The sequence below is a fragment of the Xanthomonas arboricola genome (genome assembly GCF_003353015.1).
Classification (GTDB): domain Bacteria; phylum Pseudomonadota; class Gammaproteobacteria; order Xanthomonadales; family Xanthomonadaceae; genus Xanthomonas; species Xanthomonas arboricola_E.
On sequence record NZ_QREM01000007.1, the window covers coordinates 261,984 to 276,100 of the forward strand.

A 14,117-nucleotide genomic window follows, 5' to 3' on the forward strand; every position below is an offset into this window, starting at 1 on the left:
AATCACTCCAGATGTGGCGCGGTAGTGTGCGGCAAACCGGGCCGTCTTTCAGCAGGAAAGTGCCACCACACGCCACGCATGCCCCAGCCGCGCCGACCTACGTGCAGTTTCACGCTCAGCGCGCAGGCGCGTGCCGCCGCGTGCAGTGCGGAGCGTTTCTACGCCCCGCAGCCCATGCTTGCGTCTGATTCACCTGGTGGGCGTGCATGGGGCTTCTTCACCTGGGCAGGCAGATGCTGCTGTCTTCAATCGAGAGGGAGTGGAGCATGAAACAATCACTGTTGGTCCTGTCCATGGTCGCAGCGCTGGCGCTCGCTGGCTGCAAGCCTGATGCCGACAAGGAGGCCGCAGCGCCTGCCGCGTCCACCGAGCCGACGCCGACCGGTGGCGCGGCAACCCCGACCACGCCGCCCGTCGGCGAAGCCAGCCCGGCGCCGGAAGGCGCGGCGCGCGCGAGTTCCGGAGACGACATCGCCCTTGGCTTGCTCGGGGCGGTGAACAACCACGAGATCGCCGCAGCGAAGCAGGCGCAGGACAAGAAGGTCACCGGCGCGGTGCTCGAGTACGCGAAGATGATGGAAAAAGAGCACACCGAGAACCTGGAAAAGACCAAGGCGCTGGGAACACTGGCCGAAACCCCGGACGTCAAGAAGCTGGAGAGCAAGGGCGAGCAGGACCTGTCCACGCTGGGCCAGACGTCCGGCAAGGACTACGCGGCGGCCTACATCGATGCAATGATCGCCGGGCACAAGGAGGCGCTGCAGCTGATCCAGACGCAGATGATGACGGTAGCGTCGACCGAGCCGGTCAAGCAGCACCTGACCGAGACCAAGACGCACGTCGAGCAGCACCTGGCGAAGGCGGAAGCCATCAAGAAGGCAATGTAAGCGCGGGCGTGGCAGATCGCTGGTCTGCCACGCCTGGTTTGCAAGCGGCGAGGGAGAGACTTCGCCGTTTTCGAGTTTCAGGGGCCCGAAAAGGGAATCAGGGAAAAAGCGATTCCTCCCACAACTGCCAACAGCGCCAGCACGCCAAGAATTATCGAATACAGACGCCTGGAAAAATTGGGGCGGCGCCAGATGGCCCGGAGAATGGCGATCGGAATTAATGCATAGACCGCACAAAGGGCAATGAAGTACCAGTTGATCTGATAGGAGGAGCCCTTGCCCAGCGTGTTTCCGACTTGAAACAAGACCACTCCACCGACAAGCGACAGGAAAGAGCGGATCGCAAATGCATTGGTGGTTCTTGTTTGAATGCTCATATAGTCACATCGATCTTGAAAATTGCCCCAGCCGGGAGGCCTGTGCAGGCTAAATGCAAACGACGATGTACTGGCCTGTTTGTTGCGCCTTGCCACCTGGCCCCAGGGTTGCCGATGTGCTCACCTGCGGCGACCATGAATCCCATCAACGTGATCTGCTCTCACGCATCCACTGAACGTGTTTGCTTCAGCACCCAGCGTCATCGCAGCTTTGCAATGACGTCAAATACGTTGCGGTGCTATCAACCAGCAAAATCGGCGACGGCCAGTACCCGCAAGCAACCGTGCCTCCCCGCGCTGTCCCTCCGCGGGCGCTGCCTTAAGCGACTAGGCTTCGCTGAAGGCGTAGCCACAGGATGTGCACTGGATGATGCAGGCGTTTATCCGTTGCGCCATGGGACTGGACTGACTACCAGCGTACCTACGGCGGCCAGCTGGCCACGCCTAAGCCTACGCCGCTGGCGGTCCGCGTGATAACCTGACCACCGCCATTCTGGCGAAGACGGAACATCATGTGGCCCAGCCGACACCGTCGCAAGCGGTGCCGGAGCTGTCTCGCAGAGCCATGCTTAACGCAAGTCGCCCAGAGACAAGCACGTCATTTCAACTACTACCAGGGAGGTATTCATCATGAAGCCACGCACCACTGCTGCCACTTTCGCGCTGGCTGCGGCTTTAGGCCTCGGCCTGAGCGCCCCGGCTCGCGCCCAGGCGCCAGATCCTTGCTCGGTCTTTCTTTGCATGGCCAGCAAGACCGGCTTCGGCGCTCCGACTGCCGAATGTGCAGCACCAATTGGCGTCTTCCACGCCATCCAGGTGTGGGACCCGCACTTCGACTCGCCAGCCACGGCGGCGGCACGCCGGGCATATCTGATGACTTGTCCCGGCGCGAGCGTCCCGAATCAGGCCATCTTGGAAGCCATTATCGGGAAATGGGGTTATAAGCTTTGATGCATATCACCCGCTAACTGAGAAACCTGCTTCTGAGACGTGCGGGAGTACCACCATGCCCCTGTCCGCCACGTGGATGGCGCAATGCCTTTTTGTGCCATTGGGTTGCTAAACATCGGTCAATGGCAAGCGAACCCGCTGCCTTTGTAGATCCGTCCGCAGGAAAGCGCAGTCTGGCCCCGTTCTTGTTTGCTCAGTTGGCGGCGCTCACGGTGGTCTCTGCAGATGCACTGCGCGATTTCCCACCAAGCAAAAAAACGTGGTCTGGTTTAGTAAAAAACCAGATCCCGGTGTCCGACATCACTGGCGTCTCCTTTGCCGTTGCAACCGTGGCGATGGCCAGCAGTGCCGCCATGACGTCGCTCCGCATCCTTGCTCTCCCTGCAGGTTGAGGCCCTAGCCTACAAGCCTTGGGCGTTGGCCAGTGCTGCCTGAGCCTTCACCACAGCCGCGCTTGTTTGATTTTCGTCAATTCCACCGACACATGAAATTCGCAGCCGGGGTGCTTGACTGCATCGGTCAAGAATCGTTGCGGAGTTGCGCATGAGTGCAGTCACGGTGGGAAGGGTCGACCAGGGATCGGGTAGAGATGGGTCGATCCGGACGGGAGTTGGACTGGTGCGTCGTGACCGAGCACCGGCGGGTCTGCGGGGCGGGTCGGCCCGTATCGCGTTCTTTGTCACGGCGCGCGTCTGCGCCGTGGTCGGCTGAGGGGGCGCCATGCGGATCTGTGTTCTCAACGAGGCAACCGGGGACCAAGCCGGGCTGGAGCAGCGCTGCAGGTCGGCGCGCGAGGCGGGCTTTGATCATGTGGTGCTCGCGCCGCCGTTTGCGCGCGACGCCCAGGGCCGGCTGAGTGAGGTGGCCGGTGCCAGCGAGGCCGACGCGCAGCGCCTGCGCGAGGTGGTGCAGGCCGCGCACCGCGCCGGCGTGAAGCTGCTGCTCGACGTGCGCCTGGATGAAGTGGGTGGCGACAGCGCGGTGGTACGCGACAACCCGCAGTGGTTCCGTGCGCGCAGCACGGCGGTGCCGGACCCGCGCCAGCCGCGCGCCACGCCCGAAGTGGCCGAGGCACGCTTCACCTATGCGCAGGAAGGTGCGGCGCTGGTGGAGTGGTGGAGCGCGAGCTTGCTGGACTGGGCCTCGCAGGGCGTGGCCGGCTTCCGCCTGTTGCAGCCGCAGCAGGTGCCGGCGCAACGCTGGCGCGAGTTGATCGCCCGCGTGCATGCGCAGGCACCGGAGGTGGTGTTTGCGGCGTGGACGCCGGGCCTGGGCATCGAGGCCTTGCAGCAGCTGGCCGGTGCCGGGTTCGATGTGGCGTTCTCCTCGCTCACATGGTGGGACGGCCGCGGCAGCTGGTTCTTCGACGAAGACACGGCGCTGCGCGCGTTGGCGTCGCAGATCGTTGCGGTGGTGGGTGCGCCCGAGGGCAAACCTGCGGCCGCTGCCGGGCAGCACTGGCAGCTGGCCCAGGCCCTGGGCGGGGCATGGTTGCTGGACGAGGCGCAGCTGGAGACGTTGCCGTTGTCGATCAGGGCGCGCGATGGCGTGCCGCCCAGCACTGCCGGCCTGCGCTTGCGCCCGCTGCTGCGCGAGGGCACCGGTCTGACGGCGGTGGCCATCGAGCCATTGGGGGGCTTGCCGTCGCTACTGCTGATCAACGGCGATGCCGACCATGTGGTGCCGGTCCCGGCGCCGGACCTGTTGCGCCTGCTCGGCGATGCCGAAGCGCTGGTGGGCGAAGACGGCAGCACGCTTTCCGGTGCGACGCTGGAAGCGCTGGAGCCGGGCGAGGTGCGGGTGTACCGCAGCGTGCCGGCGCGGCATGTGCTGGCGGTGCCGCGCATGCGCCCGCGTGCGCAGACCGCGGCCGCCTGGCCACGTGTGTGCATCGAGTCGGTGACGCCGTCGGTCGATAACGGCCGCTTCCCGGTCAAGCGCACCGTGGGCGACCGCATCTGCGTGGAGGCCGATGCGTTCTGCGATGGGCACGACCGTATCGCGGTGGCGGTGCTGTGGCGCCCGGCCGATGCCAAGACCTGGGCCAGTGCGCCGATGCGTGCGCTGGGCAACGATCGCTGGCGCGCGGAGTTCCCGCTCGAGCGCATCGGCACCTATGAGTTCCGCGTCGAAGGCTGGCGCGATGTGTTCGCCACCTTGCATGCGGATCTGGAAAAGAAGCGCGCCGCCAACACGGTGCTGCCGGTGGATGTGCAGGAAGCAGTGGCCGTGGTGCAGGCCGCGCACGCACGCAGTAACGGTGCGCTGGCCGAGCGCCTGCAGGCCGTCCTCACCCGCATCGGTGCGCAGAGCGAGCCGCTGCAGCAGCTGGCGATCGTGCTGGAGCCGGACACCGCGCAGGCGATGGCAGCAGCCGACGACAAGCCGTTCCGCTCCGAGACGCCGGTGACCTTCCGGGTGGAGTCCGAGCGGCGCGCGGCGCATTTCGCCAGCTGGTACGAATTGTTCCCGCGCTCGCAAAGCGGCGATCCGCAGCGGCACGGCACCTTCGACGATGTGATCAAGCGGCTGGCGCATATCCGCGCGATGCACTTCGACGTGCTGTACATGCCGCCGATCCATCCGATTGGGTTGAATAACCGCAAGGGCCGCAACAACTCGGTCACTGCGGTCGACGGCGAGCCGGGCAGCCCGTATGCGATCGGTGCCAGCGATGGCGGGCATACCGAGGTGCATGCCGAGCTCGGCGGGCTGGATGGTTTCCGCCGCCTGATCCAGGCCGCGCGTGCACATGGGCTGGAAGTGGCGCTGGATTTCGCCATCCAGTGCGCGCCGGATCACCCGTGGTTGAAGGAGCACAAGGACTGGTTCACCTGGCGCGCGGATGGCTCGATTCCGTACGCGGAAAACCCGCCGAAGAAATACCAGGACATCGTCAACGTCGATTTCTACGCCAGCGGTGCGGTGCCGGACCTGTGGAACACGCTGCGCGATGCGGTGCTGTTCTGGGTCAACGAGGGGGTGACGCTGTTCCGCGTCGACAACCCGCATACCAAGCCGTTCCCGTTCTGGGAGTGGTTGATTGCCGACATCCGCGGGCGCCGGCCGGATGTGGTGTTCCTGTCGGAGGCCTTCACCCGGCCGAAGATGATGTACCGGCTGGCCAAGTGCGGCTTCTCGCAGTCCTATACCTACTTCACCTGGCGCAACCACAAGCACGAGCTGCAGGAGTACGTGGAAGAGTTGAACCAGGGCGTGCCGCGCGAATGCTTCCGCCCGCATTTCTTCGTCAACACGCCGGATATCAATCCGCTGTTCCTGCAGACCAGCGGGCGTAACGGGCATCTGATCCGCGCCGCGCTGGCGACCACGCTGTCGGGGCTATGGGGCATGTACCAGGGCTTCGAGCTATGCGAGGCCACGCCGCTGGCGCCGGGCAAGGAAGAGTATCTGGACTCGGAGAAGTTCCAGCTGCGTGCCTGGCCCGAGCGTGCGCCCGGCGACATCGTCGATGAGATCACCCGCTTCAACCAGCTGCGCCGCATGCATCCGGAACTGCAGTCGCACCTTGGCACGCGCTTCTACCAGGCGCACAACGACCAGGTGCTGTACTTCGGCAAGTTCCTGGACGCCGGCTACCTGTCGCGCAGCCGCAGCATGGTGCTGGTGGCGATCAACCTGGATCCGCAGGCGGGCCAGGACGCGGACATCGAAATTCCCTTGTGGGAGTTGGGCCTGCTCGATCACGCCAGCGTGGCGGTGGACGATCTGTGGGACGGCCACCGCTTCACGTGGCAAGGCAAGTATCAGCACATCCGCTTAGAGGCGACGCGGCCGTTCGCGTTATGGCGCATCCGCGCAGGAGAGGTTGCATGAATGCAGTCCCATCGTTACAAGCCGACGCGGAACAGTCCGCGGTGGTGGCAGATCAGCTTTGGTACAAAGACGCGATCATTTACCAAGTGCACGTCAAGTCGTTCTTCGACTCCAACGACGATGGCATCGGCGATTTCCCGGGCCTGATTTCCAAACTGGACTACATTGCCGAACTCGGCGTGGACACCATCTGGCTGCTGCCGTTCTATCCCAGCCCGCGCCGCGACGACGGCTACGACATTGCCGAATACATGGCGGTGCATCCGGACTACGGCAGCATCGCCGATTTCGAGCAACTGGTGGCGCAGGCGCACGCACGCGGCATCCGCATCGTCACCGAGCTGGTGATCAACCACACCTCCGACCAGCACCCGTGGTTCCAGCGCGCACGCAATGCGCCGGCCGGCTCGCCGGAGCGCGACTTCTACGTGTGGTCGGACACCGACCAGGAATACGAAGGCACGCGGATCATCTTCTGCGACACCGAAAAGTCCAACTGGACCTGGGACCCGGTGGCCGGGCAGTACTTCTGGCACCGGTTCTATTCGCACCAGCCGGACCTGAACTTCGACAACCCCGCGGTGCTGGAGGCGGTGCTGGAGGTGATGCGCTTCTGGCTGGATCGCGGCGTGGACGGCCTGCGCCTGGATGCGGTGCCCTACCTGATCGAGCGCTCCGGCACCTCCAACGAGAACCTGCCGGAAACCCACGCGATCCTGCGCAAGATCCGCGCCACGCTGGATGCCGAGTACCCGGACCGCATGCTGCTGGCCGAGGCCAACATGTGGCCGGAAGACACCCAGCAATACTTCGGCCAGAACGCCGACGAATGCCATATGGCGTTCCACTTCCCGCTGATGCCGCGCATGTACATGGCGATCGCGCGCGAAGACCGCTTCCCGATCACCGACATCATGCGCCAGACCCCGGAGATTCCGGAGAGCTGCCAATGGGCGATCTTCCTGCGCAACCACGATGAGCTGACGCTGGAAATGGTCACCGATTCGGAGCGCGATTATTTGTGGCAGACCTATGCCGCCGACCGCCGCGCACGCATCAACCTGGGCATCCGGCGCCGGCTGGCGCCACTGCTGGAGCGCGACCGCCGCCGCATCGAATTGATGACCTCCCTGTTGCTGACCATGCCCGGCACGCCAGTGCTGTACTACGGCGACGAGATCGGCATGGGCGACAACATCCATCTGGGCGACCGCGATGGCGTGCGCACGCCGATGCAGTGGTCGATCGACCGCAATGGCGGCTTCTCGCGCGCCGACCCGGCGCAGCTGGTGCTGCCGCCGGTGATGGACCCGCTGTACGGCTTCCAGGCCGTGAACGTGGAAGCGCAGATCCGCGACCAGCATTCGCTGCTGACCTGGACCCGCCGCGTGCTCAGCGTGCGCAAGCGTTACCAGGCCTTCGGCCGCGGCACCCTGCGCTTTTTGTACCCGGGCAACCGCCGCATGCTGGCCTACCTGCGGTGCTACCAGGACGAGACGGTGCTGTGCGTGGCCAACCTGTCGCATACGCTGCAGGCGGTGGAGCTGGACCTGTCCGAGTTCGAGGGCCGCGTGCCGGTGGACATCATCGGCGGCGGCAGCTTCCCGCCGGTCGGCCGGCTGACCTACCTGCTCACGGTGCCGCCGTTCGGCTTCTACGCGTTCCAGCTGGTCAGCGAAGGCACCTTGCCGGATTGGCATGTGCCCAGCCCGGTGCCGTTGCCGGATTACCGCACGCTGGTGCTGCGCAGCGATACCGACGAGAGCAATGCCTTGCTGCCGCATCTGTCCACGCTGGAAAGCGAGATCCTGCCGGCCTGGTTGTCGGCACGGCGCTGGTTCTCGGCCAAGGACCAGGCACTGAAGCACGTGCGCATCTCGCGCCGTACGCCATTGCCCGGCGATGAGCCGATGAGCCTGCTGGAGCTGGACGCGGAACTGGAAGACGGCCGCCACGAGAGCTACATGCTGCCGATCGGCATCGTGTGGGAGCGCGACCACCCCAGTACGCTGGCCGAGCAGCTGGCGCTGGCGCGGGTGCGCCAGGGTCGCGAGGTGGGGTATCTCACCGATGCCTTCGCGCTCAAGCCGATGGTGCGCGGGGTGATCGATGCCTTGCGCGACAACGCCGCGCTGGAGTTCTGCGATGGCGACGATGCCTCGCAGCAGGGCCAGGTGCGCTTCGAAGCGACCCCGGCGCTGGCTGCGTTGGAGATTCCGCAGGATCCGGAAATCCGCTGGCTGTCGGCCGAGCAAAGCAACAGCTCGCTGGTGGTTGCCGACAAGGCGGTGTTCAAGCTGCTGCGGCACGTGGCCAACGGTGCCAACCCGGAGATCGAGATCGGCCGCCGCCTGACCGAGATGGGCTATGCCAACGCCGCACCCTTGCTGGGCAGCGTCAGCCGCATCGACACGCAGGGCACCATCACCACGATCGCGCTGCTGCAGGGCTTCATCCGCAACCAGGGCGATGCCTGGCGCTGGACGCTGGACCATCTGGCGCGCAGCTTCGACGAGTACGCCACCGCGCAGACCGACGAGTCGCGTGCCGAAGCCATCGCCGGGTACGACGCCTTCGCCGCGGTGGTCGGCAAGCGCCTGGCCGAGTTGCACGAGGCCTTGTCGCGTGACACCGACGATGCCGACTTCGCCCCGCAGCGCATCGACCTGCCCACCGCCAACGATGTGGTGGCTGGCGTCGCCCGCCAGGTCGAGGAGATGTGGGACACCGTCAATGCACGCCTGGCCGGCAGCGACGATGCGACCGAACGCGAAGCGCTGCAGGCCGTGCTGGCCGATTCCCTGCTGACCCGCGTGCACGGCGACTTCCACCTGGGCCAGATCCTGGTGGCCTTCGACGATGTGGTGCTGATCGACTTCGAAGGCGAGCCGGCCAAGCCGCTGTCCGAACGGCGCGCCAAGGCCAGCCCGCTGCGCGATGTGGCCGGCTTCCTGCGCTCGCTCGACTACGCCAGCGAAGTGTCGGCACGTGGCGAGGAAGGCACCGCCGCACGCGCAGGCGTGGGCGTGGACACGCATCTGGACGAGTTCCTGGTGCAGTTCCGCCGCCGTTCCACACAGGCGTTCCTGGATGCGTACCATGCCGTGCTCGATGCCAGCACGCACCCGTGGATCGCACCGGCAGCGTTCAATGCGGCCACCTTGCTATTTCTGGTGGAGAAGGCCTGTTACGAGGTGCGCTACGAGGCTGCCAACCGCCCCGGCTGGCTGATGGTGCCGATCGAGGGCTTGCGACGCATCCTGCACCGCGCGCGCGCTGGTGCGGGAGACACATGATGAGTGGAGTGATGACAGCAGTGACCAATCGATGGGATCCCGGCGCGACCCGCGCCCTGGCCGAGGCACGCCATGGCGATGCATTCGCCCTTCTTGGCGCGCACCCGACCGACAGCGGTCGGGTGCTGCGCACCTATCAACCGGGTGCCGACTACGTCAATGCCGTGCTGGACGATGGCCAGGTCATCGCGCTGGAGGCAGGCCCGGAGCCGGGCCTGTTTGCCGGCGCGTTGCCGGCGCAGGGCGGGTATCGCCTGCGCATCGGCTGGCCCGGCGGCGAACAGGACACCGCCGACCCGTATGCGTTCGGCCCGCAGCTCAGCGACTTCGACCTGCACCTGATCAGCGAAGGCCATCACCTGCAGCTGGCCGATGCGCTCGGTGCCAACGTGATCGAGGTCGATGGCGTACGCGGCACGCGCTTTGCGGTATGGGCGCCCAACGCCACGCGCGTGGCGGTGGTGGGCGATTTCAACAGCTGGGACGCACGCCGGCATCCGATGCGGCTGCGGCACCAGTCCGGCGTGTGGGAGCTGTTCGTGCCCGACGTCGGCCCGGGCGCGCATTACAAGTACCAGCTACGCGGCCCGCACGGGAACGAGTTGCCGGCCAAGGCCGACCCGGTGGCGCGGCGTGCCGAGCTGGCGCCGGGCACCGCCTCCATCGTGGCCGACCCCACCCCGCACCAGTGGAGCGATGACGGCTGGATGGCCACGCGCGCGCGCCGTCAGGCACACGACGCACCGATGAGCATCTACGAGATCCATGCCGGTTCCTGGTTGCGCGAGGAAGGCGTGGACCTGGACTGGGATGGCCTGGCCGACCGCCTGATTCCGTACGTGGCGGACATGGGCTTCACCCATGTCGAGCTGATGCCGGTGACCGAGCATCCGTTCGGCGGCTCGTGGGGCTACCAGCCGTTGGGCCTGTTCGCGCCGACTGCGCGCTTCGGTTCGCCGGATGGCTTCGCCCGCTTCGTCGATCGCTGCCATCGCGAAGGCATCGGCGTGATCGTCGACTGGGTACCGGCGCATTTCCCCACCGACGCCCACGGCCTGGCGCACTTCGACGGCACCGCGCTGTACGAACATGCCGACCCGCGCGAAGGCTTCCACCGCGACTGGAATACGCTGATCTACAACCACGGGCGGCGCGAGGTGTCCGGGTTCCTGATCGCCAGTGCGCTGGAGTTCCTGCAGCGCTTCCACGTCGACGGCCTGCGCGTGGATGCGGTGGCCTCGATGCTGTACCGCGACTACAGCCGCAATGCCGGCGAGTGGGTGCCCAACATCCATGGCGGGCGCGAGAATTACGAAACCATCGCCTTCCTGCGCCGGCTCAACGAAGTGGTGCGCGAGCACACCCCGGGCGCGGTGATGATTGCCGAGGAATCCACCGCCTTCCCCGGCGTCACCGCCGATGTGGCACATGGCGGCCTGGGCTTCCACTACAAGTGGAACATGGGCTGGATGCACGACACCCTGCATTACGCCGCGCTGGATCCGATTTACCGCCGTTACCACCATGGCGAGCTGACCTTCAGCATGGTCTATGCGTATTCGGAGCGTTTCGTGTTGCCGATCTCGCACGACGAAGTGGTGCACGGCAAGGGTTCGCTGCTGGGCCGCATGCCGGGCGACGACTGGCAGCGCTTCGCCAACCTGCGCGCCTACCTGGGCTACATGTTCACCCACCCGGGGCGCAAGTTGCTGTTCATGGGCTGCGAGTTCGGCCAGCCCACCGAGTGGAACCACGACGGCGGCATCCCCTGGCACCTGCTCGACGACCCGCGCCATCGCGGCGTGCAGACCCTGGTGCGTGACTTGAACCGGCTGTATGTCGAGTACCCCGCGCTGCACGCGCAGGATGACGACCCGGCCGGGTTTGCGTGGGTGGTGGGCGATGATGCGGCCAACAGCGTGGTCGCGTTCCTGCGCAAGGGCAAGCGTGGCGACGCCCCGGTGCTGGTGGTGATCAACTTCACCCCGATCGTGCAGCACGGCTACCGCATCGGCGTGCCGCAGGGCGGCCAGTGGCGCGAGGTGTTCAACAGCGATGCCGGCATCTACGGCGGCGCGAACCTGGGCAATGGCGGCGTGGTGGGCGCCGAGCAGCAGTCGATGCATGGCCATGCGCAATCCCTGCCGCTGCAGTTGCCGCCGCTGGGCGTCATCGTGCTGACGCCGCAGGGCTGATGCAGCACCCACGGCGCCGGACCGCTGGCCCGGCGCTGTGGCACCTGTTAGATTGCGCGCCGTAGAGCGGCCAACACCTCGCTGTGCGCCCACCGGGCTTCGCAACAGGGGTGTTAGCCGCTACTTAGGCAGCCCGGGGAGGGCTGCCGGGCACAGCCGCCGCCATGCCTTCCGTCGATCTCTTTACGGGAGCGTTGTGCGTGGGTGTTTTGGGTGCTGTTGCTTCTTCGATGGTTGAGTCCTTTATCCATGTTGTGCGCATCGCTGGATGCGCGCATGCACTGGTGTGGGTTGCACGTTCGCCGTGTGTCGGCGCGCAAGATCGTGGCGCGCGGCTCATGCAGCTCGGTGTGTTGCCGTTCTCCGCTTCTGCGCAGGTGCAGGCATGAGCGGCCTGCTGACGGCGTGCTACCTGCTCGCCGCTGCGGTCTCGGCGCTGGCGTTCTACCTGGCAACCAGGCATCAACGCCTGTGGCCGCAGCGCCGGCTGTCCGCGCGTGCGCTACGCCTCGGCGCCAGTGCGTTGCTGCTGCTGTCGCTGGGCTGCGCCATCGCTGCATTGGGGACCTGGGCCGGCCTCTTTTCCGCAGTGACGGTGTTGATGCTGGTGGCGGTGGCGCTGCCGTACCTGGATGCCTGGCAGCAGGCGCGCGTGCAACGCAGGCAGGTGCGCCATGTGGGCTAGATGGCTGGCCGCCGTGGTGCTTGGCCTGCCGCTTGCGGTGGGCGTGGTCGGCCTGTGCGCCTTGTTGCTGCCGGGGCCGCAGCGGAGCTACACGCTGGCGTGGTTGCTGCTGATGTTTCCGGCATGGATCGGTGCGATGGCCTTGCCGTTCGTGTTTCGTAGCGCATCGCGTGCCTGGGTCGTACTCGGCGGGCTGACGCTGCTGTGCTACCTCGCGCTTGCAGGCATCAAGGCCGTGGGCTGGACGGAGCTGGGTGCATGAAAGCAGCGACCTTGCGCGCGTTTCTGTCGGTCCATAGCTGGATGGGCCTGTTGGCCGGCATGGCCTTGTTCATCGCCTTCTATGCCGGTGCCATCACCGTGTTTACCCACCAATTGAGCGGCTGGCAGACCACCCCGCCTGCCACGCAGCCGGCGCCGGCAGATCCTGTCGCCGCCGCGCAGCGCCTGCTGGACGCGGTGATCGCCCGGCACCCGCAGGTGGCCGACTCCTTCCTGGTGCTGCTGCCCGGCGAGCACGGGCCACTGGCGCGGCTGTACTGGTACGGGCCGCAGGCCGAGGCCAGTGGTGGCATGCGGCAGTATCAACAGGCCGCCGATGGCAGCCTGCTGGAGCTGCCGCAGCGGGTGGGCTTTGCCGACTTTCTCTACGACCTGCACTTCACCGCCGGGCTGCCGCGCGTGTTCGGCACCTATCTGTTCGGGGTGGTGAGCGTGCTGTACGGGCTGGCCCTGGTCAGCGGCGTGGTGCTGTATGCGCCGGTGTTCTTCAAGGACCTGTTCGCGTTGCGCATCGGCGCCAACGTCAAGCGCCTGTGGCAGGACGCGCACAACGTGGTCGGCATGTTGTCGCTGCCGTTCCATGTGATCTTTGCCTGGTCCGGCGCGGTGTTGTGCCTGGGCGTGCTGCTGCTGGCGCCGTTCCAGTTCCTGGTGTTCGACGGCAAGCTGATGCAGATCCTGGAGCCGGAGTTCCAGCTCACCGCGCATGTACTACCGGCCAGGCGTGCGGCGCCGGTGCTGCCACTGGCGGTGCTGCTGGACAAGGCGCGCGCGGCCAGCCCGGGCTTCGTGCCGGAGAGCATCGGGTTTCATGACGCCGGCGATGCCAATGCGCGTGCGGAGGTGTATGGCCATCACGATCAGCGCCGGCTCAACACCCTCGGTGGCGTGGCATTGGACGCAGCAACCGGCCAGGTCCTGCGCGTACTCGAACCAAGGACGATGTCGACAGGCACCGCTGCCTTGCGCGGGCTGCAAGGGCTGCACTTCGGCAACTTCGGGCAGGCGCCGGTGCAGTGGCTGTACTTCCTGCTCGGGCTGGGTGGCGCGTTCCTGTTCTACAGCGGCAACCTGTTGTGGATCGAAACACGCCGCAAGCGCCGGCTGGTCGATCAGCCGCGGCGCACCCACGCAATGGCGCGCCTCACCGTCGGCGTGTGCCTGGGCTGCGTGGCCGGCGTCTCGGCGTTGTTCATCGCCGCACGCCTGCTGCCGCAGGGCCAGGAGCGGTATGTGTATTACGCGGTCTTCGCGGCCGTGCTGGCGTGGGCGCTGATCCGCCCCACCGCACGCGGGGCGTACGAGGTGCTGCTGGCCTGCGCAGGTCTGACGGCGCTGATTCCGCTGGCCAGCTGTGTTTCCGCGCGCGGCCTGGTGCTGCCATGGCAGGACGCCACGGTACTCGGCGTGGACCTGATCGCGCTGGTGTTGGCATGGGCATACTGGCAACTGGCGCATGCGAGCAAACGGCGCGGACTGCAGGGCGATCCCAACAGCGTCTGGGCCTGGAAAGCGCGTACAACACAGTGAGTCGATGCACCGAGTGGATTGATACCCGGCACGCCACGATGCGCCGGGCAACAGCTGCCGTGGCGAGGTTGGCTGCT

At 66.2% G+C, this 14,117-nt stretch carries 11 protein-coding genes; 10 read left to right on the forward strand and 1 reads right to left on the reverse strand.

Annotation, left to right across the window (positions count from 1 at the left end; translation table 11 throughout):
• The first annotated feature begins 206 nt into the window (after positions 1-206).
• Entirely contained in the window at positions 207-887 is a 681-nt protein-coding gene (locus C0541_RS04515) for a DUF4142 domain-containing protein (RefSeq protein ID WP_238601263.1), read from the forward strand.
• Positions 888-964: 77 nt separating this feature from the next.
• Here the strand turns inward: C0541_RS04515 and C0541_RS04520 are convergent, their stop codons facing one another.
• Entirely contained in the window at positions 965-1,264 is a 300-nt protein-coding gene (locus C0541_RS04520) for a hypothetical protein (protein ID WP_115046154.1), read from the reverse strand.
• A gap of 630 nt (positions 1,265-1,894) precedes the next feature.
• On the opposite strand from C0541_RS04520, the gene C0541_RS04525 reads away from it, so the two are divergent.
• From C0541_RS04525 to C0541_RS04555, 9 genes are all read left to right on the forward strand, one after another.
• On the forward strand, positions 1,895-2,215 hold the full coding sequence (locus C0541_RS04525; RefSeq protein ID WP_115046156.1) for a hypothetical protein: 321 nt from the start codon (positions 1,895-1,897) through the stop codon (positions 2,213-2,215).
• Between the two features lie 122 nt (positions 2,216-2,337).
• Positions 2,338-2,607 carry a hypothetical protein gene (locus C0541_RS20665; protein ID WP_153064956.1) on the forward strand — a complete coding sequence of 90 codons (270 nt, stop codon included), beginning with the start codon at positions 2,338-2,340 and terminating at the stop codon, positions 2,605-2,607.
• Positions 2,608-2,935: 328 nt separating this feature from the next.
• Positions 2,936-6,052 carry a maltotransferase domain-containing protein gene (locus C0541_RS04530; RefSeq protein ID WP_115046158.1) on the forward strand — a complete coding sequence of 1,039 codons (3,117 nt, stop codon included), beginning with the start codon at positions 2,936-2,938 and terminating at the stop codon, positions 6,050-6,052.
• Positions 6,049-9,348, forward strand: a complete 3,300-nt coding sequence (gene treS / locus C0541_RS04535; RefSeq protein WP_115046160.1) for a maltose alpha-D-glucosyltransferase — start codon at positions 6,049-6,051, stop codon at positions 9,346-9,348. Before C0541_RS04530 ends, treS begins: the two co-directional genes overlap by 4 nt.
• A gap of 11 nt (positions 9,349-9,359) precedes the next feature.
• The gene (glgB, locus tag C0541_RS04540; RefSeq protein ID WP_115047280.1) at positions 9,360-11,543 is read left to right on the forward strand and encodes a 1,4-alpha-glucan branching protein GlgB; all 2,184 of its coding nucleotides are present in this window, start codon (positions 9,360-9,362) and stop codon (positions 11,541-11,543) included.
• Positions 11,544-11,707: 164 nt separating this feature from the next.
• A complete protein-coding gene (locus C0541_RS20670; protein WP_153064957.1) occupies positions 11,708-11,932 on the forward strand; it encodes a hypothetical protein in 225 nt (74 codons plus the stop codon).
• Complete coding sequence (locus tag C0541_RS04545) at positions 11,929-12,228, forward strand: hypothetical protein (protein ID WP_115046162.1); 300 nt, start codon at positions 11,929-11,931, stop codon at positions 12,226-12,228. The genes C0541_RS20670 and C0541_RS04545 overlap by 4 nt, the downstream gene beginning before the upstream one ends.
• Positions 12,218-12,490: a hypothetical protein gene (locus tag C0541_RS04550; protein WP_115046164.1), complete on the forward strand. Its 273-nt coding sequence runs from the start codon at positions 12,218-12,220 to the stop codon at positions 12,488-12,490. The genes C0541_RS04545 and C0541_RS04550 overlap by 11 nt, the downstream gene beginning before the upstream one ends.
• Positions 12,487-14,040: a PepSY-associated TM helix domain-containing protein gene (locus tag C0541_RS04555; protein ID WP_115046167.1), complete on the forward strand. Its 1,554-nt coding sequence runs from the start codon at positions 12,487-12,489 to the stop codon at positions 14,038-14,040. Before C0541_RS04550 ends, C0541_RS04555 begins: the two co-directional genes overlap by 4 nt.
• Positions 14,041-14,117: the final 77 nt, after the last annotated feature.